19 protein-coding genes and 1 other RNA gene are annotated in these 25,372 nt (G+C 72.0%); 6 read left to right on the top strand and 14 right to left on the bottom strand.

Annotation, left to right across the window (positions count from 1 at the left end; translation table 11 throughout):
* Positions 1 to 65: 65 nt before the first annotated feature.
* On the top strand, positions 66 to 1,241 hold the full coding sequence (locus tag ACIQ7D_RS08565) for a hypothetical protein (protein ID WP_403935223.1): 1,176 nt from the start codon (positions 66 to 68) through the stop codon (positions 1,239 to 1,241).
* A 22-nt stretch (positions 1,242 to 1,263) separates the two neighbouring features.
* On the opposite strand, the gene ACIQ7D_RS08560 is transcribed toward ACIQ7D_RS08565, so the two are convergent.
* Positions 1,264 to 3,951: a LuxR C-terminal-related transcriptional regulator gene (locus ACIQ7D_RS08560; protein ID WP_403935221.1), complete on the bottom strand. Its 2,688-nt coding sequence runs from the start codon at positions 3,949 to 3,951 to the stop codon at positions 1,264 to 1,266.
* Positions 3,952 to 4,029: 78 nt separating this feature from the next.
* A complete protein-coding gene (locus ACIQ7D_RS08555) occupies positions 4,030 to 4,866 on the bottom strand; it encodes a PhzF family phenazine biosynthesis protein (RefSeq protein WP_403935219.1) in 837 nt (278 codons plus the stop codon).
* A 374-nt stretch (positions 4,867 to 5,240) separates the two neighbouring features.
* On the opposite strand from ACIQ7D_RS08555, the gene ACIQ7D_RS08550 reads away from it, so the two are divergent.
* The 3 genes from ACIQ7D_RS08550 to ACIQ7D_RS08540 are packed head-to-tail and all read left to right on the top strand — an operon-like array spanning position 5,241 to position 8,760.
* The gene (locus ACIQ7D_RS08550) at positions 5,241 to 6,233 is read left to right on the top strand and encodes a ParB N-terminal domain-containing protein (RefSeq protein WP_403936050.1); all 993 of its coding nucleotides are present in this window, start codon (positions 5,241 to 5,243) and stop codon (positions 6,231 to 6,233) included.
* A gap of 35 nt (positions 6,234 to 6,268) precedes the next feature.
* Complete coding sequence (locus ACIQ7D_RS08545; RefSeq protein WP_403935217.1) at positions 6,269 to 7,369, top strand: phenazine antibiotic biosynthesis protein; 1,101 nt, start codon at positions 6,269 to 6,271, stop codon at positions 7,367 to 7,369.
* On the top strand, positions 7,369 to 8,760 hold the full coding sequence (locus ACIQ7D_RS08540; RefSeq protein WP_403935215.1) for an aldehyde dehydrogenase family protein: 1,392 nt from the start codon (positions 7,369 to 7,371) through the stop codon (positions 8,758 to 8,760). The genes ACIQ7D_RS08545 and ACIQ7D_RS08540 overlap by 1 nt, the downstream gene beginning before the upstream one ends.
* Before the next feature lie 102 nt (positions 8,761 to 8,862).
* Here ACIQ7D_RS08540 and phzG read toward each other — a convergent pair whose 3' ends face one another.
* From phzG to ftsE, 8 genes are all read right to left on the bottom strand, one after another.
* Positions 8,863 to 9,501 carry a phenazine biosynthesis FMN-dependent oxidase PhzG gene (gene phzG, locus ACIQ7D_RS08535; protein WP_403935213.1) on the bottom strand — a complete coding sequence of 213 codons (639 nt, stop codon included), beginning with the start codon at positions 9,499 to 9,501 and terminating at the stop codon, positions 8,863 to 8,865.
* 36 nt (positions 9,502 to 9,537) lie between these two features.
* A complete protein-coding gene (locus ACIQ7D_RS08530; protein WP_403936048.1) occupies positions 9,538 to 9,861 on the bottom strand; it encodes a hypothetical protein in 324 nt (107 codons plus the stop codon).
* Between the two features lie 113 nt (positions 9,862 to 9,974).
* Positions 9,975 to 10,463 carry a PhzA/PhzB family protein gene (locus ACIQ7D_RS08525; protein WP_403935212.1) on the bottom strand — a complete coding sequence of 163 codons (489 nt, stop codon included), beginning with the start codon at positions 10,461 to 10,463 and terminating at the stop codon, positions 9,975 to 9,977.
* A 190-nt stretch (positions 10,464 to 10,653) separates the two neighbouring features.
* Positions 10,654 to 11,040: a transfer-messenger RNA gene (gene ssrA / locus ACIQ7D_RS08520) on the bottom strand.
* Positions 11,041 to 11,167: 127 nt separating this feature from the next.
* A complete protein-coding gene (smpB, locus tag ACIQ7D_RS08515; protein ID WP_385006781.1) occupies positions 11,168 to 11,647 on the bottom strand; it encodes an SsrA-binding protein SmpB in 480 nt (159 codons plus the stop codon).
* A 136-nt stretch (positions 11,648 to 11,783) separates the two neighbouring features.
* Positions 11,784 to 12,974, bottom strand: coding sequence for a S41 family peptidase (locus ACIQ7D_RS08510; protein ID WP_403935210.1), 1,191 nt, complete (start codon positions 12,972 to 12,974; stop codon positions 11,784 to 11,786).
* 67 nt (positions 12,975 to 13,041) lie between these two features.
* Positions 13,042 to 13,962, bottom strand: coding sequence for a permease-like cell division protein FtsX (gene ftsX / locus ACIQ7D_RS08505; RefSeq protein ID WP_403935208.1), 921 nt, complete (start codon positions 13,960 to 13,962; stop codon positions 13,042 to 13,044).
* Positions 13,963 to 14,067: 105 nt separating this feature from the next.
* Entirely contained in the window at positions 14,068 to 14,757 is a 690-nt protein-coding gene (gene ftsE, locus ACIQ7D_RS08500; protein ID WP_329826805.1) for a cell division ATP-binding protein FtsE, read from the bottom strand.
* 318 nt (positions 14,758 to 15,075) lie between these two features.
* On the opposite strand from ftsE, the gene ACIQ7D_RS08495 reads away from it, so the two are divergent.
* Complete coding sequence (locus tag ACIQ7D_RS08495; protein ID WP_403935206.1) at positions 15,076 to 15,270, top strand: hypothetical protein; 195 nt, start codon at positions 15,076 to 15,078, stop codon at positions 15,268 to 15,270.
* Positions 15,271 to 15,451: 181 nt separating this feature from the next.
* Here the strand turns inward: ACIQ7D_RS08495 and ACIQ7D_RS08490 are convergent, their stop codons facing one another.
* The 4 genes from ACIQ7D_RS08490 to ACIQ7D_RS08475 form a co-directional block, all read right to left on the bottom strand.
* On the bottom strand, positions 15,452 to 16,375 hold the full coding sequence (locus ACIQ7D_RS08490) for a hypothetical protein (protein ID WP_403935204.1): 924 nt from the start codon (positions 16,373 to 16,375) through the stop codon (positions 15,452 to 15,454).
* A 270-nt stretch (positions 16,376 to 16,645) separates the two neighbouring features.
* Positions 16,646 to 17,752 carry a peptide chain release factor 2 gene (prfB, locus tag ACIQ7D_RS08485; protein WP_403935202.1) on the bottom strand — a complete coding sequence of 369 codons (1,107 nt, stop codon included), beginning with the start codon at positions 17,750 to 17,752 and terminating at the stop codon, positions 16,646 to 16,648.
* Positions 17,753 to 17,897: 145 nt separating this feature from the next.
* Positions 17,898 to 19,127, bottom strand: a complete 1,230-nt coding sequence (locus ACIQ7D_RS08480) for a serine/threonine-protein kinase (RefSeq protein ID WP_403935200.1) — start codon at positions 19,125 to 19,127, stop codon at positions 17,898 to 17,900.
* A gap of 177 nt (positions 19,128 to 19,304) precedes the next feature.
* The gene (locus ACIQ7D_RS08475) at positions 19,305 to 20,996 is read right to left on the bottom strand and encodes a protein kinase (protein ID WP_403935198.1); all 1,692 of its coding nucleotides are present in this window, start codon (positions 20,994 to 20,996) and stop codon (positions 19,305 to 19,307) included.
* Between the two features lie 517 nt (positions 20,997 to 21,513).
* Here ACIQ7D_RS08475 and ACIQ7D_RS08470 point away from each other — a divergent pair.
* A complete protein-coding gene (locus ACIQ7D_RS08470; RefSeq protein WP_403935196.1) occupies positions 21,514 to 25,131 on the top strand; it encodes an FtsK/SpoIIIE domain-containing protein in 3,618 nt (1,205 codons plus the stop codon).
* The last annotated feature ends 241 nt before the right edge of the window (positions 25,132 to 25,372 follow it).

Below are 25,372 nucleotides of genomic sequence, written 5' to 3'. Positions count from 1 at the left end.
CTTCCTGACCCCCCGCCGTCTGACCTCTTCTGTGTCAGGCCCCCGCTCAATGACAAGGAATCACCATGCGCGTCGTCGAAGACTTCCTCACGTCCCACGAAGCGGCACGTCTGAACTCACTGAATCTGATCGTGAGCGAGAACCGTATGACCGACCGGGCCAGGGCCCCGCTCGGTTCGGACATCTCGCAGCGCTACGCGGCCGACTTCTACTCCGGTACGGAACCGTCCCGCAAGATGACCGAGTACGTGGCGGGCCTGGCGCGCGAGGTGTTCGGCGCCGAGTACGCCAACCTGTCGCCGATATCGGGCAACATGAGCCTGCTGGCCGTCGTCTTCGCGCTCTCCGGGGTCGACGACCACGTCGGACGGATCCCTCCCTTCTTCCCCGGCGGCGGATACCCGCTCGACTACGCGGTCTTCAACCGCCGGCCGCTGCCGCTGCCCTTCTCGGACGAGAACTGGCAGGTCGACCTGGCGGCGACCACCGAACTCCTGCTGGAGGCGAAGCCGCCTCTGGTGGTGCTGGGTTCGTCGATCGTGACGTACCCCATGCCGGTCCGCGAGATCAGCGAGGTCGTCCACTCGTACGGGGGGATCGTCGCGTACGACGGGTCCCACAGCCTGGGCCTGATCGCCGGCGGCGAGTACCAGGACCCGCTGCGCGAGGGCGCCGATCTGCTGCTGGGGTCGACGCACAAGACCTTCCCCGGCCCGCAGGGCGGCATCGTCCTCACCAACAGCGAGGAGATCAACCGGCGGGTGGAGGCCCTGTCCAACTTCACCCCGCTCAACGGCCCCACCCTCATCTGCAACCCGCATCTCGCCCGGATCGCCTCGACCGGGATCGTCCTCGAAGAGACCCCGTGGCGGGAGTACGCGCGGCAGGTGGTCGTGAACGCGCGCGCCATCGCCCGGTCGCTGCACGAGGAGGGCATCGCGCTGCGCGGCGTGAGCGCGGAGAACTTTTCCGAACTCACCTACTGCCACCAGGTGTTGATCGATGTCCCGCTGGACGACGCGAAGCGGCTCCGGGACCACCTCGGGCGTCACCGGATCAACGTCGACGGTTTCCTGCGGCTGGGTGTCTCCGAGATCACCCGGCTGGGCTTCACCGCCGAGGAGAGCGCGGAGCTCGGGCGCCTCATCGCCGTACTGCTGCGGAACGAGGAGAACGTTCCCGAGGCCACCGACCGCCGCATCGACGAACTGATCGGATCGCACCAGAAGATCGTGCTCTGACGAAGAGCCCCAGGGCCTCTCGTCATGCCTGACCCCGCTGCGGGGCGGGCCCGGGATCCAGCCGGTGCGCGAGGTCGGCCCGGGCCGTGACGCCCAGCTTTCCGTACACGCGGTGGAGATGGTTCTCCACCGTGCGTACGGAGACGACCAGCCGGTCGGCGATCTCCTGGTTGGAGAGCAGGGACGCGGCCAGCGCCGCCACCTCGCGCTCCCGGCTGGTGAGGCTGGTGAGCGGCGCCGGACCCGGTCCGTACAGCGCCGCCCACGGGGGCAGGGTCCCGCCGGTGCCCTCCAGCAGTTCTACGCTCCTGGCCCGGGCCGCCCGGCTCCTGCGATGGCGTCCGGCCGTGGCATGGGCCCGGGCGGCCTGCGCGCACAGCTCGGCGGCCAGCGGGACCAGCCCCATCGCGTCGGCCCGGGAGGCCAGTTCGAGGAGGTCGTTCCCGTCGTCGGCGGCGAGCGCGCGCACCTGCCCGGCCTGGAGTCCGGCCAGCTCGGAGTCGGTTTCGCGGGCCAGTGCCGAGACCCGCTCGGTGACGGCCCGCGCCTCGCCCAGCCGGGCCGCCAGGTGCAGCGCGGCCAGCGCCTGGAACCGGCGGCCCGCCGTGGCCGCCCGCCCGGCGATCTCCATCGCCCGCTGTGTCGCGCCGGCGAAGTCCCCGACATGGGCGATCACCAGGGCCCGTTCCAGGGCCACCCCGTCCGAGGCGACGGGGTAGGGCACCGTACCGGCCTCCTCCGAGCGGACCTCGACGAGGGTGCGCAGCGCCTCCGCGTGCTCCCCCGACTCGGCCAGCGCCCCGGCCAACTGGGCCAGGCACCAGGCCTTCGTGGTGAGCCAGTCCCAGGTGTTCTCCAGCGCGCCGGCCTGGCGGAGCAGGACCACCGCCTCGGGCAGTCGCCCCGAGGCGCGGTACAGGCGGGCCCGGACCGTCGCGATCCGCAGGGCGTGGGAGCGGTCGTCGACGGCGTCGTGGTCCGGCAGACCGTCCAGCACGGCGGCTGCCTCCGCCATCGCGCCGCCCCGCATCGCGGCCCACGCCGTCACCAGCTGACGGGTCAGCCCGTCCTGGTCGTCCCGGGGTTCCGGTCCGGGGCCCCGGTGGCCGAGGAGGGCGAGCGCGCCCGCCGCGTCGCCCAGTTCGTTGCGGGCGAAGGCCGCGGGCGGGAGTACGGCCGGGGCGCCGGCCCCGCCGGGACGCCCGGCCGGGGCGGCCCGAGCGGTCCGAGCGGCCTGGGCGGCCTGGGCGGCTTCCCCCATCGCGGCGGCCTCCGCCAGCCGGTCCGCCAGCAGGCTCATCACCGTCCGGGTCTCCTGGAGCGGCCCCTGGTCGGCCGCCGGGGTCACCGCGACCGCCGCGTCCAGGACCGCCGCCGCGTCCTCGACGCGCCCCAGCCCCCACGCCATGTTGATCGCGCGGGCCCGTACCGCGGGCACGAATTCGGCCGACTGCGCGGCGGCGGCCGGGGTGCCGGGGGCGCACACCGCGTCGAAGACGGCCTCGGCCTCCACGTGGCGCCGCTGGCCCGCGAGGGCGTGCCCGCGCAGATGCGCCAGCACGGTGGTGTCGCCCCCGGGCGCCCGGAGGGCGAGAAGGCAGAGCCGTTCGGCGCGTACGAACTCCTGGCGCCGCAGCGCGATCCGGGCTGCGGACTGGAGATGCTCGGCATCGGGGAGCTGGCCCGCGTCGATCCGCAGGACGACCATCCGCAGCCGGTCGTCGTCGCTCTGCGCTCCGGCGCCGTCGAGGGCGTCGGCGATCCGGCGCCGTAACCGCACACCGGTCAGTTCGGGCAGGGCGGCGGAGAGCACCGGCGCGTACAGCGGGAAGGCCAGCCGCAGACGCAGCCGGGGTCCGCCGCGCTCCGCGACGACGATGCCCCGCCGGTTGAGGGATTCCGCGGCGCGGGCGAGTCCGGCGACGACCGGCAGTCCGGCGTCGAGCGGTTCGGCGAGCGCGATCATCTCGACCAGTTCGCGTTCGTCCGGCGCGAGCGGGCCGAGGCGCAGATTGACCAGATCGGTCAGGCGGCGGCTCGGCGGGAGGTCCGGGCCCGCCCAGTGCCAGACCCCGTCCTCACGGCGGAGGCCGCCCGCGGCCACCGCGGAGTCGACCACCTCCGTCACCAGGAGGGGGTTACCGAGGGTGAATCTCCACAGGCTCTCCAGCGCCGCGGCGACGACATGGCCGCCGAGCCGGGCGTGGACGGCCTCGGCCATCGCCGAGCGGTCGAACGCGCCGATCTCCAGCCGCTCCACGGACCGTTCCACCCAGAGTCTGCTGATCCCGTCGGGCGCGTGGGCGCCGGCCTCCGTGGCGGCCACCAGGGTCACCCGGCCGTCCGTCACCAGCCCGCGGAGCCGGGCGGCGGGCGCCGCGGCGAGGAGGTGCGCGTCGTCCAGGCCGAGCACGAGCCGCCCGCCGGGGTAGGCGGTGTCGAGGAAGTGCGCGGGGATGCCCAGCGATTCGCCCACGTATCCGTCGGCCCAGTCGGCCAGCAGCGCCGACGTCTCCTCCTCGCCCCGCCCCGCGCCGCTCAGCCACCGCACCTCGGCGCCGTCCTCCGCCGCCCGGCGCAGCGCCGCCCGCAGGAGCCGGCTCTTGCCGACGCCGGCGCCTCCGTCGAGCAGGACGCCGCGCCCCCTGCCGACCGCTGACCCGATCCTCTTCAGTTCGGTGTCCCGGCCCACCAGGGGCCACTCGGTCACGGTCTCTTCCGCCATCTCTCTGCGCCCGCCCCCACCAGGCCCCCTCCGGGGCCTCTTGTTCCGGTCCCGAAGGGGATGTCACACCTGCAAGGTCCCCCGGGCGACGATGACGGCGGCCCCGCCCACCTCGACGGTTCCGATCCGCTCCACGGTGCCCTGGGCGGTGGCGATCATCGTCGCGGGCCGTCCCATCTCGACGCCTTGCAGAATCTCGACCCGCCGTCCGAAGTCGCTCTGTCCGTGGCGCGCGAGATGGATCGCGAGCGGTCCTGCGGCCGATCCCGTCGCAGCGTCCTCGGCCACGCCGTAGGCGGGCGAGAACATCCGGCTGCGCCAGTGCGGGCCGGCCGGGGCGAAGCAGTTGGCCGCCATGTCGGGGAACTTGGCGAGGGCGAGGAGGTCGGGCCGTACCGCCGAGAGCGCCGCGACGTCGGGCAGCCCCACGAAGACATGCCGGGGCCCGTTGCGGTAGGCCTCCACCGGCAGCGTGGAGGAGTCCAGGCCGAGCGCGGCGAGCAGTTCGCCGGCGTACTCGTACGGTTCCCAGGTGGGGATCGGCTGCCGCATGCGTACGGCGGTGACCCGGCCGTCGGCCCGGTCCAGCTCGAAGGGGATCACGCCCATGGCGGTCTCCAGCAGCAGCCGGTCACCGGTGCGGTTCTCGCCGAGCACGGCGGCCGTGCCCAGCAGCGGATGGCCCGCGAAGGGCAGTTCGTTCACCGGGGTGAAGATCCGTATACGGGCGTCCCCGCCCTTCTCCGCCGGGAGTACGAACGTGACTTCCGAAAGGTTCATCTCCCGGGCGATTTTCTGCATGCGTTCGGCCGGAATATCGAAAGCGTCGAAGAAGACGGCGACCGGATTGCCTTCCAATGGAGTTTCCGTGAACGCGTCGGCAACTACGTAGGGATGCATTTCGGTGAAGCTACCAGCGGGCATCCGCCGCGCCAAGCAATCCCTGCCGCGGCGCCGACCGGTCCGCCGGTGTCCAACTGCCGGTTTCCCACAGTCGTGCAGGCTGCTCGGGGACGCTGTCCTGAGTGGCGGGCGCCTTCTCCGGACGCCGGGCCGGCGCCGTTCCGCCCACGAAGGACGGGAGAGTATAGGAAAAGTATAGTCTGCCGCCGCCTGCGTATAGAAGCAAAACGGATGATGGCCCGGAAAGGTGAGCCCGACAGCCGCTCAGAAGACTGAAGGGAGAATGTGCATCGATGCCCGCCGCTGACGCCACAAAACTCTTACTCAGGGACTTTTCGCACACTGCGGATCCGGACACACCGGTGACCGAGATGGTGCCGGTGGAACTACTGCTCCCGGCGGATTCCCCTCGGATCGGCGGCGAGATAAGCAGCCACGTACAGACGCTCACGGAGACGGCGGGAATACTGCCGCCGATCACCGTCCACCGGTCCACCATGCGGATCATCGACGGTATGCACCGGGTGCGTTCGGCGATCCTCCGCGGTGAACACACCATACGCGTGAACTTCTTCGACGGCACCGAGCAGGACGCGTTCGTGCTCGGTGTACGGCTCAACGTCGGCCATGGGCTGCCGCTCACCCTGGCGGAGCGCCGGAGCGCCGCCGCGCGCATCGTGGTCTCCCACCCGCAGTGGTCGGACCGTGCGATCGCCTCCGCCACCGGGCTCTCCCCCAAGACCGTCGGCGAGGTGCGCAAGCGCACGGTGGACGCGGCGCACCAGCCGCTCGTCCGGGTCGGCAGGGACGGCCGCGCCAGGCCGCTCAACAGCGAACGCGGCCGCCGGCTGGCCGCCGAATATCTGAGCGCCAATCCGGAGGGCTCCCTCCGCGAGGTGGCCAAGTTCGCCGGGATCTCACCCGAGACCGTCCGCGACGTACGGGAGAAACTGAGACGCGGCCAGGACCCCGTTCTCGTACGGCACAAATTCCCCGCCGCCGGGAAATCCGCGCCGCGGGAGACGCGCCAGGAGGCCGGGGAGGCGACCGGCAGGAAGGTCAGGAAAACCAGGAACGGCCCGCCCGGCACCCTGCATCACCTGCCTCCCAAAGCGGGCCGGCAGGCATTGGCCATTCTGCGCAAGGACCCCTCCCTCCGCTTCACCGAAGCGGGCCGGTTCATGCTGCGTCTGCTCGACGCCCAGTCCCTCTACGCGAATCGGCACGAGCAGTTGATCGACACGCTTCCGGAACACGCGCTGACCGCTCTGTCCGAGGCCGCTCGTGAATGTGCCGCCACCTGGAGCGAACTGGCGGGAAGACTTGAGGAGAGATCCCGGCGCGTCTCCCCGGCCCCCAGGTGAGCGAAGAAATCCGCATCAGTTGACAAGGAGTCACCGTGTCGCGAGTGGTCAACCCGGTTCTGGATCTTCCGTTCGACGCGCAGCCCGACCCCGACGAGTTCATCCGTGCCGCGATGGAATGGCATTTCAGCCCGGACACGGGGTCGCCGTACTGGCTGGAGCGCGCCACAACCCTGGAGTTCGATCCCCGGAGCGACATCAAGAGCCACGACGATCTCAAGCTCTTCCCGAACATCGTCAACGAGTTGCGTGAGGTACGGGCCCAGGATCTCGTCCCGCGCGGCTACGGCGACGACCCCGGGATCGTGGGCGTCTTCGAGAGCGGCGGCACCACCGGCGCACCCAAACGCGTCGTGTGCCTGCGCGACTGGCTGGACCGGATGGTCGCCTGGAGCAACGCCAACCTCGACGCGCACGGATTCCCCCGGGGCGCGCACTGGCTCGGGATCACCCCCACCGGACCGCATATCGTCGGCCGGCTGGTCGCCCGCTCGGCGGCCACGCACGGATCCATGGCCCACACCGTCGATCTCGACCCACGCTGGGTGAAGCGGCTCATCGCCGAGGGCAGACCGGAGCAGGCGGACGCGTACGCCGAACACATCGTCGACCAGGCGGCGTTCGTGCTGCGGACGCAGGACATCGGGGTCATGGCGATCACGCCCCCGCTGCTGGAGCGGCTGGCGCGCCGGGACGAACTCGTCGATCTGGTCAACCGGAAGGTACGGGCGATCAGATGGGGCGGCACCCAGATGGACGCCGACACCCGCCACCTCTACCGCACCGAGGTCTTCCCCGACATCACCCTCTACGGTCACTACGGGAGCACCACGATCCTCGGCATAGCCGGCCAGCGGCTCGGGCTGACCGACGACGACCCGTGCGTCTTCGACACGTTCTCCCCGTACGTCACCTTCTCGGTCGTCAACCCGGAGACCAAGCGGGTCGTCCGGTACGGCGAGCGCGGCCAGGTCGTGATGAACCATGTCAGCAAGGCGCTGCTGCTGCCCAACAACCTGGAGCGCGATCTCGCCACCCGCGTCGCCCCGCTGCCGGGCTCCATCGGTGACGCGGTCGCCGACATCGCCCCCGTCACGCACTTCGAGGACGAGGCCGTCATCGAGGGGGTCTACTGATGACCGGACCGCGTACCGACACGGCCGTCGATCCGGTACGGCTGGACGCGCTGGGCCCGGCCGGCGTCTACCGCTCCCGCAAGCACCAGGACATCAAGGACGTGGCCGGCCGGCCCATCGCCGAACTCGGCCTGGTCCCCACGCTGTTCGTCACCCGGACCATGAACGCGCTGCACAGGGCGGTGCCCCTGGCCCCGGACGCCCGGATCGCCGCGATCGCCCGGGCCGGCGCCCTGTTCGCGACGGCCACCCTCGACGGCCTGTCCGTGACGGAGTACGAGTACCGGGTGAGCCGGGTCTCCGGGCTGCCGATCTCGGTGATCCGGGCCGCCACCCGCAACGCCGCGCACCGGGCCGCGCACGTGTACGACAGCGTGCAGTACGCCCGGCCCGCCGGGGCGGTCGGCGGCTGGCGCGATCCGCTCACCCGCACCGGCCGGGCCGTGTGGGCGCGGCGCGGCGATGTCCTCGCCGTCCATGTCTCCGGGGTCCATCCGGGTGCGCACAGCCTGTGGCTGGAAGCGCTCGCGCTGGGCTTCCGGGTCGCCGTGCGCCCCTCGCGCCGGGAACCCTTCACCCCGCACCGGCTCATCACGGCGCTGCGGGAGGCCGGGTTCGGTCCTGACCAGGTCGTCCTGCTCCCCACCGAGCAGGAGGCCGGCGAGGCCGTGCTGCGCGGCGCCGATCTCGCGTACGGGGGCGACGACATCGTCCGCAGGTTCGACGACGACCCCACGATCCTGCGCCAGCAGCCGGGCCGCTCGAAGATCCTGCTGACCGCCGAGGCCGACTGGCGCCGGCACCTGGACATGATCGTCGACTCGGTGAGCCACCACGGCGGCACGGGGTGCGTGAACGCCACGGCGGTGCTGGTGGAGGGGGACCCCGCGCCCGTGGCCGAGGCTCTGGCGGAACGGCTCGCCACCCTCCCCAGCCTGCCGCCGGAGGACGACAAGGCCGTTCTCCCCGTCCAGGCGGTCGCCCCCGCCCGCGCCCTGGAGCGGTACGTGCTCTCCAACGCGTCGGGGACCCGGGCCTGGCTGGGGGGCTCCGGTTTCGTGGACGAGCTGGGCGACGGCGGTGCGGTGCTCCGCCCCACCGTCCATCAGGTCGACCGGTCCGACGCGCCGCAGGTCGCCATCGAACTCCCCTACCCGTGCGTGTGGGTGGCGCCCTGGACGCGCGCGGAGGGCATCGCCCCGCTGGCCGACACGCTGGTCCTCACCGCGGTCACCGAGGACGAACAGCTCATCGACGAGCTGGTGGACGAGCCGACGGTCGGCAATCTCTACCTCGGCGGCCACCCGACCCACTGGACGGACATCGGGATGCCCCACGACGGATACCTCTCCGACTTCCTCATGCGGACGAAGACCGTCATCCGGGACTGACGCCGACGCGGCCCCGGAACAAGGAAGGGGCGCCCGGCCACCTGGTGGCCGGGCGCCCCTTCCTTGTTCAGCCGTTCCGTCGGTCGTGGCCGGTACGGTGCCTCACGGCTGGAGCCGGGAGGTCTCCCAGCCGTCGGCGACGCGCAGATAGAGCAGCCGCCCGTGCAGACGGTCCCCGCTGCCCTGCCAGAACTCCACCTGGTCCGGCGCGAGATGGTATCCGGCGAACGTCCCGGGCCGGGGCAGCGGCCCGCCGAGGCCGGCCAGCCGGCCGACCTCCGCGCGCAGGTCCCCGACATCGCCCAGCGGCTCGCTCTGGCGCGAGGCGGAGGTCATCACCTGTGCCTCGACCGGGCGGGCGCTCCACAGCGCGTCGGACTCGGCGTCGGGCAGCCGGGTGACCGGCCCGCTGAGCACGATCTGCTGGTTCAGCTCGCGCCAGTACAGCACGGCCGATCCCCAGCCGGTCGCCGCCAGTTCGCGCCCCTTCCGGCTGCCGGTGTGCGTGGTGAACACGAAGCCGTCGGAGGTCACCCGCCCCAGTTGGACGATCCGGTTCGAGGCGCGGCCCCGGGCGTCGGCCGTGGCCAGCGCCAGCGCGCCCGGCTCCCGTACACCGCTGTCGGCAGCGGCCGACAGCCAGGCGCGGAAGAGCGGGATCGGGTCGGCCGGCGGCGCCTCGAACTCCGGCGGCAGCGGATCGGTGGTCTGCGGAAGGGTCTCCTGCTGGGTGCCGCTCATACGCCTCTCCAGGTGCCGTTCGCTTCGGTTCTCACGTCAGTTCTCCAGGGCCAGGCCCAGCCCGGCCAGGGCGGGCAGGGAGTGAACGCCCTCGACCACGGCCTCGATGTCGAACCAGGTCCGGTGGGTGGGGGGATAGCCGATCAGCTCGGCGGCGCTGCGGGGGTGGGGCGGGGCCGCGGCCTCCGCCGACTCCCACAGGAGCACCGCTCCCCAGCGGTCGTTCTCCCGGTCCGCGATCCACAGCTTGAGCGGCAGCCCGTGCACTCCGGCCCAGGCCTCAACGGCCTCGTCACGGAGGAAATCCCGCATCGAATCGATGGTCTGGTCGGACTGTTTGAGATCCCACCAGGCGATCATGGCTTTCACAGCGCGCAAACCTCCTTCAGGAACCGCGACGACGGACCGCGGAACAACGGAACGGCGGAGCAACGGAGAAACGGACGGCGGAGCGAGGGGCCGGCGGGACGCCCTCAGGTGGGGATCCCTTCCCGCTTGATCTCCGGTACGGGAATGCCCAGCGCCCGCAACTGCTCGAACGGGTTCATGAACTCGCGGTTCTGCTTGATCTTCCCGTTCTCCAGCACGAACGAGTGGAGGAAGTGGTTCTTGTAGTGCCCATCGGGATAGCCGGGGAAAAGGATCTTTCCCTCCCCGTCGCACTCGACCCAGAACCGGTTCGGGTCCTGGGTCTCGAAGATCTCGATGTTGAACCACACCCAGTCGGGAAAGCACTTCAGCGACCACACCGCGTGTTCACCCAGCCGGTCCCGGCCCCTGATGACGATGGGCTCCCCGGTGTCGGTGGTCCACAGGCCGCCGCTGCCGTCCTCGGTGAAGAGCAGGTGCCTGCGCAGGCGGTCCTCTCCCGTGGTGTGCATGTACGTCTCGACCGTTTTCCGGTTGAGCCGTCGAAGTTCGCCATCGCGGTCGAATCCCTGGTCGTTCCTGACGTCAGCCATGGATCAATTCCCTTCGGATAGCCACCGCCCGCCATCATGGCGTCGTCGGCTATACCCGCCGGGGCCCGGCCCATATTTTCTCTATATTCCAGGCCGGTGACCGCACCGCCGGCCGATGGCCGGGCGTCGTGCCCCGGGCACGACGAAGGCCCCACCGCCGGGGCGGTGGGGCCTTCGTCTCACATGGGAATTGTGGAGATGGCGGGAATCGAACCCGCGTCCAACGGTGCGGAACCAGGGCTTCTCCGAGTGCAGTCCGCTGTGCTTTTCTCGGCCCCGGAGATCACACGGACAAGTCTCCGACGGGCTCAGTCACTGTTTGATTTCCTTCTCGACCCCGTGACCGGGCCGAGAAGTTTAGTCCCCTAGCTGATGCCAGGATCCGGGTCGGGAACAGCCCCGGGCTGACACTCCGCAGAGTCTTCGCTAGCTGCTAATTAGGCAGCAAGGGCGAAGGCGGAGGAATCGCGCTTAGAAGTGGCGATTATTGTTTGCGACATATGGTTTACGAGATCATTGCCGCTTCCTCGACTCGCTTCCCCTGCTTCGACATCCGCTGTCGAAACCGATCATCCCCATGTTTATTTTTCAAACGTGCGCCCTCTGTGGGGTGCACGGCCCATCGTACGTGACCAACGCGGCCGGGGGCCAGTCCATTCCCCGGCGAGGCACCGCCCGCCGGGCCCCGCGCGCCTGCCGCCCGGTCAGGCGCGCTCGCGCCGCTTGACCGCCGAGATCGCCCGGTCCGTCTCGCGCCGGTCCTGCTTCTCGCGGAGCGTCTGACGCTTGTCGTACTCCTTCTTGCCCTTCGCCAGCGCGATCTCGATCTTGGCCCGGCCGTCCTTGAAGTACAGGGCGAGCGGCACGATCGTGTGCCCCGTCTCCTGCGACTTCGACTCCAGCTTGTCGATCTCGGCCCGGTGCATCAGCAGCTTCCGCTTGCGCCGGGCGCTGTGATTGGTCCAGGTCCCCTGGGTGTACTCGGGGACGTGCACATGGTGCAGCCAGGCCTCGTGCCCGTCGATCTGCACAAAGCCGTCCACCAGGGAGGCACGCCCCTGGCGCAGGGACTTCACCTCGGTGCCGGTGAGCACGAGACCGCACTCATAGGTGTCGAGAATGAGGTAGTCGTGCCGCGCCTTCTTGTTCTGCGCAATGATTTTGCGCCCTTTTTCCTTAGCCATGGTCTCCCCATTTTCGCACCCCCGCGCAACTCCTTTACGCGGCGGAGACTCCGTGGCCGACGAAGCCCCTGGACGACGGAGCCGTGGACGACGGGCCCGAGGGCGGCGGAGCCCCCGCTCCCGGGTCGCGCGGCTCCTACTCCGTACCGCCGAGTCCGCTCAGCACCGTCCTGGCCCGGTCCTGGGCGCCCTCGCTGACCTGGAGGTCGGGGGTGACGCCGTGGCCGTCCACGCCGTGGCCGGCCGGGGTGCGGTAGTGGCCCACGGTCAGCTCGGCCACGGAGCCGTCGGGGAGCTTGCTCGGCATCTGGACGGAGCCCTTGCCGAAGGTCCTGGTGCCGACCGTGACGGACCGGCCTCGGTCCTGAAGGGCGCCGGTGACCAGCTCGGCCGCGCTCATCGTGCCGCCGTCGACCATCACGACCACGGGCCGCTCGGTGTCGCCGCCGGGCTCCGCGTACAGCGCGCGCTGCTCGCCCCGTATGTCGTACGTGGCGACCAGGCCGCCGTCGAGGAAGGCGGAGGTGGCCAGGACGGCCTCGCTGACCAGCCCGCCCGCGTTGCCCCGGAGGTCGAGGAGGACACCGGCGCCCTTCGGCGCGTCCAGGACCGCGTCCCGTACCCGCTCGCCCGTGCCCTTCGTGAACGCGCCGACCTTGATCCGCAGCGCGCCGCCCTCGATCGTGTCGACCGTGACGGATTCGGTGGTGAGCCGGGCGCGCCGCAGGTGCTCGGTCCAGCGGCGCCCGTCACGGTCCAGGCCGAGCGCCACCGGAGTGCCCACGGCGCTCTCGCCGAAGGCGCCGGCCTCGCCCGTCCGGTCACCGCGGAGCAGCGCCATGACCTCCGTGACCGGGCGTTTCGCGACACCGCGGCCGTCGATCTCCCGGATGATGTCACCGGCGCCGATCCCGGCGGTCCCGGCGGGTCCGCCGGGCTGGACACGGGTGACCTCGACCAGGCCGCCCGCCGTCCTTCGCGCCCAGAGCCCCACACCCGTGTACGTACCGTCGAGGGACTGCCGGAACTCCTCGTACTCCCGCTTGTCGTAGACGGCGCCCCAGCGGTCGCCGCTGCGGCTGACGACCTCCTCGGCGGCCTCGGTGGCCGAGGTGCCGTTGGCCATGGCGTCGGCGGCGGCCCGTGCGACCTCGTCCCGGTCGGCCGTCGAGGAGACGGGCCGGGCCCGGTCGGTCGGGGCCTCAGCGCCGGTGCCCGGCAGGGAGTTCGTGGCGGCGGCCGTGGCGAGCACGGTCGCGAAAACCAATGTCAGGGCCGCCCCGCGGCGTAAACCGCGGGCGCTCTGAGGCGACTCGGAACCCGACATGGCGTTGAGTCTAGGACAACGCGACCCGGCCGGACGGTGCTTGTCGCCACCACGCCAAGGGCGCTTGTCACACCCTGAGGTACTTGCGCAGCGCGATGAAAGCGGCCACGGCGGGCATCAGCAGACCGATCGCGACGACCAGCGGAAGCTTGGCGAGCACCGCGTCCCAGCCGATGAAGTTGACCAACTGCATCTTGTCGGCGAGGGCGAGACCGTGGTCGATCAGGAAGTACCGGCCGAGGAGCAGCATCACGCAGGCGACCCCGCCACCGATCAGCCCGGCGAACGCGGCCTCCATGATGAACGGCATCTGGATGTAGAAACTGGAGGCGCCGACGAGCCGCATGATCCCGGTCTCCCGGCGCCGGCTGAACGCCGATACACGCACGGTGTTGACGATCAGCATCAACGCGATGACCAGCATCAACGCCATCACACAGAGCGCGGCGATATTCATGCCGTTCATCAGGTCGAAGAGATTCTGCAGGATGTTCCGCTGGTCCTGGACGGACTCCACCCCGTCCCGCCCGGCGAACGCGGTCGCGACCACCTGGTACTTCTCCGGGTCCTTCAGCTTCACCCGGAAGGATTCCGGCATCTGGTCCGGTGTGATCGTCGCGGCGATGGGGGTGTCGCCGTACCGCTCCTTGTAGTGCTTGTACGCCTCGTCCGACGTCTCGTAGTGGACGGTCTCGACGATGTTGTCCATCTTGGCCAGGTCGGCCTTGATCTGGTCCTTCTGCTGACCCGTGGCCGCGCCCTTGGCGCACTTGGGCGCGGTCGCCGCGTCGTTCTTGTTGCAGAGGAAGATGGAGACGTTGACCTTGTCGTACCAGTAGTCCTTCATCACGCTGACCTGCTCGCGCATGAGCAGCGCGCCGCCGAACAGGGCGAGCGAGAGGGCTACGGAGACGATGACCGCGAAGGTCATCGTGAGATTGCGACGGAGACCGACGCCGATCTCCGACAGGACGAACTGGGCGCGCATGGCGTCCTTTCAGCTTTCGGTACTCAATGCTCGGTGAGGCGGTGACTCAGGGCTCGACGGCGGGCTCGACGGCTCGGTTCCCGCGAGTGAGCGGAACGCCGGTGGTCAGTGCTGGTATCCGTAGACGCCACGTGCCTGGTCACGCACGAGACGGCCCTTCTCCAGCTCGATCACGCGCTTGCGCATCTGGTCGACGATGTTCTGGTCGTGGGTCGCCATCACGACCGTCGTGCCGGTGCGGTTGATACGGTCCAGCAGCTTCATGATGCCGACGGACGTCTGCGGGTCGAGGTTGCCGGTGGGCTCGTCCGCGATCAGCAGCATGGGGCGGTTGACGAAGGCCCGCGCGATCGCCACGCGCTGCTGCTCACCACCGGACAGCTCGCCGGGCATCCGGTCCTCCTTGCCGCCGAGACCGACGAGGTCGAGGACCTGGGGGACGGCCTTGCGGATCTCACCGCGCGGCTTGCCGATGACCTCCTGCGCGAACGCCACGTTCTGGGCGACGGTCTTGTTCGGCAGCAGCCGGAAGTCCTGGAAGACCGTGCCGAGTTGACGGCGCATCTGCGGCACTTTCCAGTTGGAGAGGCGCGCGAGGTCCTTGCCGAGGACATGCACCATGCCGTGGCTGGTGCGCTCCTCGCGCAGGAGCAGTCGGAGAAAGGTCGACTTTCCGGAGCCGGAGGAGCCGACGAGGAAGACGAACTCGCCCTTCTCGATTTCGAGGGAGACATCGCGAAGGGCAGGGCGGTTCTGCTTCGGATAGGTCTTGGAGACGTTGTCGAATCGGATCACGGGTGCACACCACGGTCGGCCGGGAGTAGGTGAGCGAGACCTTACGCGAACCCGACTGGCACGCGCAGTCCGCATCCGAACTCGGACCGCTCCCGGGGTCCGCGCTCGGCCGGTCCGGGGGGCCGGCAGGGACCGGCTTGGGCGATTTATCACGGATACGGGACCACCGCCACCGGTAAGGGCCCGACCGGAAACCGTCCGGCCGCGCCGAACCGGCCGGAAACTGGCACAGTGGGGGTGGGGAACGGTCGTGTTCCCCCGAGCGTTGAGCGGACAGACGCTGTATGCGGCTCCGCCGCGCGGTGAGGAGGAATGCGCATGACCTACGACCGATTGGTGTGCGCCAACTGCGCGGGACCGGTCACCGAGGGCAGATGCCGGGTGTGCCGTGCACACCGGGAGCGCCTGGAGCAGCAGGGCCCCCTGGGGGGACTCAGCCCCGTGGCGCTGCTGACACTGGTGGTGCTGCTGCTCGCGGCGATGGCGTTCGTCGTGACGTATCAGCCGGCGTGACATCGCGCACACGCGTACGGGACGAGCGGAACAAGCGAGACCAGTAGGACGAGCAGGACGAAGGGCCCGGGCATCGCGCCCGGGCCCTTCTGCCGTGATCCGCGCTCCGGTCTCCGCCGTGGCGGGACGCTCACGCCGTCAGGCGGTCACGCTCCGCCACGGCCGTACGACCGTGGAGTGATCAGACGGCGGTGCGGCCACCGCCGACCAGACGCGGCAGCATCCGGAAGCCGATGCCGCCCGCGATCATGGTCGCGGCGCCGATCAGCAGGAACGAGGTCTCGGCGGCGCCGGTCTCCGCCAGCTCCTCCTTGGCCTCACCCTGCTGCACCGGCTTGGAGCCGGCGTTGTCGGTGTCGGTGTTGTCGGTGCACGCGGCGCCGTCGAGGTCGACGGTGCAGGTGCCGGCGCCGTTGTCGCCGCCGGTGGCTGAGCCGCCCGTGGCGGTCGAACCGCCGGTGGTGGAGCCGCCCGTGGTGCCCTCGGTCGAACCGCCCGTGGTGGAACCGGTGGTGGAGCCGCCGTCCGTCGAACCACCATCGGTGGTGCCGCCGTCGGTCGTGCCACCGTCCGTGGTGCCACCATCGGTGGTGCCACCGTCCGTCGTACCACCATCGGTGGTCCCGCCGTCCGTGGTGCCACCATCGGTGGTCCCGCCATCGGTGGTGCCACCGTCCGTCGTACCACCGTCCGTGGTCCCGCCGTCCGTGGTGCCACCATCGGTGGTGCCGCCGTCCGTCGTACCACCGTCCGTGGTCCCGCCGTCCGTGGTGCCACCATCAGTGGTCCCGCCGTCCGTCGTACCACCGTCCGTCGTACCACCATCGGTGGTCCCGCCGTCCGTGGTCCCGCCGTCCGTCGTGCCACCGTCCGTGGTGCCACCGTCCGTGGTGCCGCCACTGTCGACGCCACCCGGGTCGCCGCCACCGTCGGTCGTGCCGGCCGATGTGTCGTTGATGCCGAGGCCGACATCGACCACGCCCGTCTCGACGGACACGCCGATACCGGCGGCCTGAGCGGCGCCCGCGATGGTCAGCGAGGCGCCCGCGGCGATTACCGCGCCGGCCGCCACACGCGCCACGCGGATCCGCGTCTTTTTGGTCATCTGCTTGCTACCCCCAGTAGCTCATTCGTCAGTGGTGCAGCGTCCGGGGCCGCGGCCGCTGGGGGTCCGTGATCGCCGCCCCCGGTCTCACGCGCCCCGGATATACGCGTGCCACGCGTCAGAGTTCCCGTTTTTCATATACGCGTCAAGGTCGTTGCGCGTGCGATGCCCGAAATCACGGGAGTTGTCCGGCGTGCGGGGATGCAACTGTGACGTAAAAGGGAACTGCCGCCCATCGGACGGCAGTTCCCTTGTCGACAAAGCGTGAATTTACTTGTCCTGCTGCTTGCGCCAGCGAATTCCCGCCTCCAGGAATCCGTCGATCTCCCCGTCCAGCACACCCTGCGGATTACCGACCTCGAACTCCGTCCGCAGGTCCTTGACCATCTGGTACGGGTGAAGGACGTACGAACGCATCTGGTTGCCCCAGGAGTTGCCGCCGTCGCCCTTGAGCGCGTCCATCCTCGCCTGCTCCTCCTGGCGGCGGCGTTCGAGCAGCTTCGCCTGGAGGACATTCATCGCACTCGCCTTGTTCTGGATCTGCGAGCGCTCGTTCTGGCAGGAGACCACGATGCCGGTCGGGAGGTGCGTGATACGGACCGCGGAGTCCGTGGTGTTGACGCCCTGGCCACCCGGGCCCGAAGCGCGGTACACGTCCACGCGCAGCTCGGACTCGTCGATCTCGACATGGTCGCTGGACTCCACGACCGGCAGCACCTCGACGCCCGCGAAGGACGTCTGGCGGCGGCCCTGGTTGTCGAACGGCGAGATACGGACCAGCCGGTGCGTGCCCTGCTCCACGGAGAGCGTCCCGTACGCGTACGGCGTCTTCACGACAAAGGTGGTCGACTTGATGCCGGCCTCCTCCGCGTACGACGTCTCGTAGACCTCGGTGCCGTAGCCGTGCCGCTCGGCCCAGCGCAGATACATGCGCTGCAACTGCTCGGCGAAGTCGGCGGCGTCCACGCCACCCGCCTCGGCGCGGATGTTGACCAGCGCCTCGCGCTCGTCGTACTCGCCGGACAGGAGCGTACGGACCTCCATCTCGTCCAGCGCCTTGCGCACCGACTCCAGCTCGGCCTCGGCCTCGGCGCGCGCCTCCGCGTCGTCCTCGGACTCGGCCAGCTCGAACATCACTTCCAGGTCGTCGATGCGCCCGCGCAGCGCCTCCGCCTTACGGACCTCGGCCTGGAGGTGCGACAGCTTGCTGGTGATCTTCTGCGCGGCCTCGGGGTCGTCCCAGAGGGACGGGACCGCGGCCTGCTCCTCAAGCACGGCGATGTCGGCCCTCAGCCTGTCCAGGTCCAGGACGGCCTCGATCGACCCCATGGTCGAGGAGAGGGACTTCAGCTCTTCGGATACATCGACGACTGCCACGGCACCAGCCTAACGCCTATTTTTTCGGGGCTCGGTTCGCCTCCGGGGCGCCGGCCGTACCCGTCAGCGGCCGCCGGTCGCGGGCGGCGCCGGCAGTGGACCGTACGGGGAGCGGGTGGGTCAGATCACTCCGTACCCCGTCGCGTCAGGGCGTGGAGGTCGTCTGTTTCGAGTCCTGCGGGGTGCCGTCCGCGCCGTCGCCGCTGATCGCGAGCCAGCCGCCGATGCCCAGCGCGGCGACCAGCAGGACCGCCGCCGCGCCCAGCGTGATGCGGCGCTTGCGGACCGCCTCCGCCTTGTGCCGGGCGCTTCCCGGGCGGCGCTGGCCCGGGGAGCGGGGTGCGCGGGCCGTGCCGCGGGCGCCGCCCGCCAGCTCGTCGGGCGCCGGGACGCGCATGCTCGTATGGGTGTCCCGGTTGGAGTCCGGGGCCGCGCCCGGCACCAGCGGGACCGCGCCCCTGCGGCGCGGCTCCTCGGCGGCGGTGCCCGGTTCCTCGTACGGCTGCTCCGTGGGCTCCGCGTCCGGTTCGTCCACGTCCAGCGGCGGGATGCCCGCGAGGAGCGGAAGCTGCTCGCGCAGCCGCGCGGCCAGTTCCGAGGCGCGCAGCCGGGACGCCGGGGCCTTCGCCAGGCACTGGACCAGGAGCTGCCACAGCTCCTCGGGGATGCCGGGCAGGGGGACGACGCTCTCGGTGACATGGCGGCGCAGTACGGCGCCGGGGTGGCCGCCGCCGAACGGGGTGAACCCGGCGAGCAGCTCGTACAGGACCGTGGCCAAGGCGTAGATGTCGACGGCCGCGCGGGGCGGCAGGCCCTCGACGATCTCGGGCGCCAGATAGTCGGGCGTACCGATGATCTTGCTGGCCTTGGTGCGCCGGGGGGTGTCGATCAGTTTGGCGACGCCGAAGTCGGTGAGCAGCGCGGGGTGCGCGCCGCCCGGACCGAGCGGGCCCTCCATGTCGAGCAGGATGTTCTCCGGCTTGACGTCACGGTGGACCACGCCGGCGGCGTGCGCGGCGGCGAGTCCGTCCGCCACGTCCGCGACGATCGCGACCGCCGCCTCCGGTGCGAGCCTGCGCTCGCGGTCGAGGCGGGTGCGCAGATCCGTACCCCGGATCAGATCCATCACGAGCGCCAGGTCGTTGCCGTCCACGACGAGATCGTGCACGCCGACCACCCGGGGATGGTCGAGCCCGAGCAGGGCGGTGCGCTCCTGGACGAAGCGTCCGACCAGCTCCTGGTCCGACGCGAGGTCCTCGCGCAGCAGCTTGATGGCGACCGGGCCGTCGGGCCCCTCGCCGAGCCACACCGTGCCGGCGCTGCCCCGCCCCAGGATCTGATGGGCGGTGTACCGGCTGCCGATATTCCGTGCCAAGACTGCTCCCTCAGCGGCTGGCGTTGCCCATCAAAGTACGCGGAAGTCGGGTCGTTCCGTGCGTCGGTCGGCATCAACTCCCGCGCCAAGGGGGGAAATGCGGCGATCCGAGGGGATACGTCCCCTCGGATTCACCCTCCTCCGGTGCCGGGCGGGGCACGGGTGTCCCTCCCGGCACTAACCGCTGAACTGGGAGAACCAGTCCGTCACCGTGGAGATCCCGTCACCGATCGCCGTCCAGTAGCTCTTGCCCTCGGCGATCCAGCTCTGGAGCGGGGTCAGCTCCCAGACGAGCCAGCCGGCGATGACGAACAGGATGATCGTGAAGAGGCAGCCCTTGAGGCAGCCGAGGCCGGGGATGCGCATGGGGTTCGCGCTGCGCTGCCGGGGCGGGCGCGGCTCGCGTGGCTGACGTGGCTCGGGCCGCCGGGGCTCCTGCTGGGGCGGCGGCTGCGGAGGTGCGTACCGCTGCTGGGGCTGGTGCTGCTGCGGAGGCGGGGGCGGGGGCGGGGCGTACCGCTGCTGCTGGTGCTGCGGCTGCGGCGGGCGCTGCTGTTGGGACGGCGGGGGCTGCTGCTGCCGGGGGCCCTGCGGGCGCTGGGGGCGGCGGCGCAGCGGGTCCTGACTGGGGTCGAGGTACTGGACCTGGGTCTGCTCGTTGCGGTCGCGCGCGGCCTGCAACTGGCCCTGCCAGGGGTGCGGGCCCTCGGGCTCCTGCGGTACAGGCGGCATCATCGCGGTCGGGTCCGCGCCGCCGGGTCCGTGCCCCGCGCCGGGGCCGCCGGACGGCATGACACTGGTGGCCGCGTTCGGGTCGAACCCGGGGCCGCCGGGGCCGCCGGGGCCGGTGGACGGCAGGACGCTGGTGGGCGCCGCCGGGTCGTACGAGGCGGCGTTGTTCGGCAGGACCTGGGTCGGGTCCGCGGCGCCGCCCGGCGCTCCGGGGACGGCCGCGGGCGACGGGTCGGGCGCGAGGAGCGCGGCGACCCCCAGCGCGGCGTCGACCTGGGCGGGCGTGGAGTGCACGCCGACCCCGGCGGCGACGGTCCGCAGCGCGCGGGCCAGGTTCTGGGCGCTGGGCCGCTGGTCGGGGTCCTTGCGCAGGCAGCGCTCGATGACCGTCCACAGCGGCTCGGGCACGGTGCTGGGGCGGCGGGGCTCCTCGCTGAGATGGCGGTGGAGCACTTCGAGTGCGGTCGCGCCGGCGAACGGCGGCTGCCCCGTGACCAGCTCGTACAGCAGGATGCCCGCGCCGTAGATGTCCACGGCGGAGGTCTGCGGGCGGCCCTCGGCGGACTCCGGCGCGACATAGGCGGGCGTGCCGACGAACTCGTGGGTGCGGGTCAGTCCCGGGGAGTCCGCGAGGCGCGCGATGCCGAAGTCGGTGAGCATCGGGTGCAGCCGCTCGCCGTCGTTCCTCAGCAGGACGTTGGCGGGCTTGAGGTCGCGGTGGACGACGCCGTCGGCGTGGCTGGCGGCGAGCGCGTCCGCGATCTGGGCGGTCAGCAGCGCGGCGGCGACCGGGCTGAACGGGCCGTTCTCGCGCAGGTAACGGTGCAGGTCGGGGCCGTCGATCAGGTCCATGACGAGGGCGAGGAGATCGCCTTCGACCACCAGGTCGCGGGTGCGCACGATATTGGGGTGGGTCAGGCGGAGCAGGACGGAGCGCTCGCGCAGGAAGCGCATCACCACGTCCGCGTCGTTCGCCAGCTCCTCCTTGAGGACCTTGATCGCGACGGTCTCGCCCGGCTGGCCCGCGACGGACGCCTCGGCTCCCGCGGTCTCGCGCTGACGGGCTCGCCAGACGGTGCCCGTGGCGCCGCGTCCGATCGGCTCATCGAGCAGGTACTTGCTGCCTACGGGCCGCACGTCATGCGCTCCCTGCTGATCGTGGTCGTCTCGCTGGTCGTGATCATCATCGCGCGGCGGGGCCGTGCTTCCGACCCACCTTAAACCGGCCGGTGGGATCGCAGGCCGGGCTGTGGACAACCGTCCACCGGCGCGGGCCTCCGCCCCGGTTTCCGCTTCTGATCGGTTGGCGATCGGGTCGGTTCGTGTTCGATAGGAAGACGCAGGCATCGTACGGCTGGTTGCCGGGCGGTGCGGCCGAGGACATCACACCCGGTCCCAACCCGTTGCGAAGAAGCGCCCAAGCAGGCACTTTTGCGCCAACAGCCGACTATTCAAGATCACTTGTTGCCGGTACCCGGGCGTGTTGTCAGCGGCAGGTGCGAAGATGCCCTCAAGCACGTGACGTGTGGAGTGGGGGAATCACGCCGCCCCGTGCCGACCTGTACCGGACGACGCGTCCGTGCGTGGTGTGGGGGGAGATCACCGGGCTTCCCCCCGTGCCGGGCACCCCGCGCAGAAGGGACCGCTGACGGCGATGCAGATCCGGCTGACCGTCCTCGCGCCGCGTGGCGGCCATGCCGCCGGGCGCTCCTGTGACGTTCTCGTCACGGCTCCGGCGGGCACGGCGCTGGCCGCCGTCGCCTCCGGCCTCGCCACGGCCGTCTCGGGCCCCGACGCGCCCGCCACCGTCACCCTGTACTCCGGCCGCGAACGGCTCGACGCGCAGCGCTGCGCCCTGGGCGAGCCGCCGCTGATCGACGGGGCGGTGCTCTCGCTCCAGGTCCCGGGCGAGAGCGACGTCCCCACGGAGGACGCGCCCGCCCAGCTCCATGTGGTCGCGGGCCCGGACGCGGGCGGGGTGCATCTGCTGCACGGCGGACAGATCAGGATCGGCCGCTCGGCCGGCGCCGATGTGCCGCTGGACGACCCGGACGTCTCGCGGCTGCACTGCGCGGTGACGGTCGCGGAGGACGGCGGGGTCACGGTCGCGGACCTGAACTCCACGAACGGGACGACGCTGGAGGGCGCCCGGGTGGGCGACCGCCCGGTCCGGCTGGCCCCCGGCGCGCTGCTGCGGATCGGTGAGTCGGCGCTGCGCCTCACGGGCGGGGAGCGTACGGCCGCGCTGGCGACGGCGTCGGACGGTGAGGGCCATCTGCGGATCACCCGCCCGGACAAGGACCGCACGGAGAGCACCGAGAGCGCGGAGGGCACCGCCGGGGCCGGCCAGGCCGCGCCGAGGGCCGGCGGCGCGGGCTCCGTCCCGGGAGCGCTCCCGTACGGCGGCGACCCGGGCGACCGCGGCGGTACGGCGCCGGGCGCCGCGCCCGAGGACTCCGGCGGGCGCTCCTCCGGGGCCCACGCGTACGACCCGGGCGCGGCCGGCGCGTCGACCCGGATCCCCGGCCCGCAGTACGACCGGGCGGCGTACGACGCGGGGACGTACGACACCCACAGCGGCTCCCGGCCCGAGTACGGCGGTTCCCAGTACGGCAACCCGCCGGGCGCCCCGCGCGTGCCCGACCCGCGCAGCGCCGAGACGCACTACGGCACCCGGACCCCGTACGCCCCCCAGGACAGCGGCCACAGCAGACCGGCGGCCTCCGTCCGGGACGCGGACCCGGCGGCGTACGAGGAACCCCAGGCGCACAGCAGGGCCCCGGGCTCGCGCCGCCAGGAGACCCCGCCGCGCGGTACGGAACCGCCGGACCTGACCACCACCCGCCGGCGCGGCGGGATAGGCGCCTGGGCGCGGCGGCTCGCGGGCAGCCGCGGCGAGGAGCTGCCGGAGACCGAGCCGGGCACCGGCGGTCCCGCCACGGCCACCGGACGCGGCCCCTCCCCCGAGACCTGGCCCGATCCGGCCACGGTGCTGCTGACCGCGCTCGGCCCCGGCCCCCGGCTGTGGGAGCGGGGCGGCCGCCACGCCGAGGCGCTCGCCGTCCGGTTGGGCACGGCGGACCGCCCGTCCTCCGACGGCACCCGGCAGTTGCCGCTCGTCCCGGTCACGGTCGGGCTGCGCGAGGCCGGGTCGCTCGGGCTGGCGGGCCCCAGGGAGCGGCTGACGGGGCTGGCCCGCTGGACGGTGGCCCAGCTCGCCGCGCTGCACGCGCCCGCCGATCTGGAGATCGTGCTGATCAGCGCGGACCGGGCGCGGAGCCTGGCGGAGCGCAGACGGGACTGGAGCTGGCTCGGCTGGCTGCCGCACGTCCGGCCGGCCCACGGCCAGGACTGCCGGCTGCTCCTCGCCTACGACGGGGAGCAGGCGACCGCGAGGACGGCCGAGCTGACGCGCCGGCTCGACGACGGCCCGCTGGGGCCCGGCTGGGCCTCGGCCGACCCCTGGACGGTCACGGAGGCCGCCGCGCGCCACGACGGTCCGTACACGCTGGTGATCGTGGACGGCGACCCCGGTTCCGCCGCGCTGCGCGAGACGACGGCGCGGCTCGCGGGCGGCGGAGCCGCCGCCGGGATCCATCTGCTCTGTCTCGCCGAGACGGAGTCGGCCTCGCCGCTGTCGCCGATCGCCGCGACCTACGAGACGGCGTGCGCGGCCTCGCTGCCCTTCCGCGACTGCGGGGCCGTCGCCCTGCTCAGCGGCGACGTGGCCACCACGCTGCGGCTGCTGCGTACGGCGGTGGGGCAGCCCGCGGGGCACGGCACGCTCGCCGTGGTGGACGCGGTCTCGCCCGCCTGGGCCGAGCGGTTCGGCCGGGCGCTGGCACCGCTGCGCGCCGCCGGGAGCGGCCGGAGCAGGCCCGCCGCCGCGCTGCCGCGCTCGGCCAGGCTGCTGGACGAGCTGGGGCTCGCCCGGGCCACCCCGGCGTCCCTGATGGCCCGTTGGGCTTCGGCCGCCGACGGCACCCGGCAGTGCACGGCGGTCCTGGGCGCGGGGCCGCGCGGTCCGGTGAGCGTCGATCTGACGGAGGAGGGCCCGCATCTGCTGATCGAGGGCCCGGCGGGCAGCGGCCGTACGGAGCTGCTGCGCTCCATCGCGGCGTCCCTGGCCGCCGCGGACCGCCCCGACCGGCTGGGGCTGCTGCTGGTCGACGGCGCCGGGGGCGAGCGCGGCGAAGGGCTCTCGGTCTGTACGGAGCTGCCGCATGTGACCGAGCATCTGGTGGCGTCGGACCCGGTCAGGATGCGGCAGTTCGCGCAGGCCCTGGGCGGTGAGCTGAAGCGCCGGGCGGAGCTGCTGGGGCGGCTGGACTTCACGGAGTGGCACAACGGCGCCCGGGACGACGAGCCCCGGGAGCGCCGGGACGCCCAGGACCCCCGGGATCCGCGAGAACCACGGGACGTCCGGGATGTCCGGGACCCACGGGACATACGTGATGCCCGGGAGGCCCAGCAGGTCACCGAGCGGCTGATCAGCCGGCGCGCCCCGAGCGCGGCCGAGCAGCGTACGGGCGAGCAGCGGGCCGGCGAGACCCTGGGCGGCGGCACGCTCAGGCTCCGCCACCAGACCGCCGCCTCCGCCCGCACCGGCCAGGCGCAGAGCCCGGCCCACGGCCAGGCCCTGGGCCGGGAGCAGACCAGGGAACAGTCGCGGGAACAGCCACGTGAGCAGTCCCGGGGCCAGGGCCGGCCCCACGCCCGTACCCAGGACGCGCGGTCCGCGCCCCTCCCCCGCCTCGTCGTGCTGGTCGATGACTACGACGCGCTGGTCGCGCCCTCGCTGGGCAGCCCCGGCCGGCCCTCCGCCGGTTCCGTCGTACGGGCCCTGGAGGCCGTCGCACGGGACGGCGAGCGCCTCGGTGTCCATCTCGTGGCGGCCTCGGCCTGCCCCGAGCGCACGGTCGACACGGAGCTGGCCCAGGGCGCGCGGCTGCGCGTCGTGCTCGACACGCCCCCGGCCGCGCCCGCGCCCGACGACCCCGCGCCCGGCCGGGGCAGGCTCGGCCATCCGGACGGCCGGGTCACCCCGTTCCAGGGCGGCCGGGTCACCGGCCGTATCCCGCGCACGGCGACGCTGCGGCCGACGGTCACGGTGGTGGAGTGGGAGCGGATGGGCGATCCGCCGGCCCGCCGGCCCGTCCGTGAGCTGGGCAACGGGCCGACGGATCTGGCGCTGCTCGCGAGCGCGCTGGAGCGGGCTGCCCGCTCCGTCGACGCCGTACCGCTGGCACCTCTGACCCCTGCTCACCCCTGAATCGCACGGACACGGCCGAAAGATCATCAGAGCGCCCGCTTTCGCCCTCCGGACCACGTCACGAGCCCATCACGATTGGAACGTTCACACCCGGCCCGGTATTGCGGCCCTCCGTCACGCGGCGTAGGACTGTGCCCACGGGACGAGAGCAGCGCCGCCACGTCATGCCGCGATGCCGGTCCCACGCGCGTAGATCCGTACGCATACGGGAGAGAAACGGGGCAGTGATGCGCACAACTCG

Origin of the sequence: Streptomyces sp. NPDC096310 (assembly GCF_044763125.1) — a bacterium.
Taxonomy (GTDB): Bacteria; Actinomycetota; Actinomycetes; order Streptomycetales; family Streptomycetaceae; genus Streptomyces.
The sequence above is the reverse complement of the archived record's forward strand: the minus strand, read 5'-3'. Positions and strand labels throughout refer to the sequence as shown.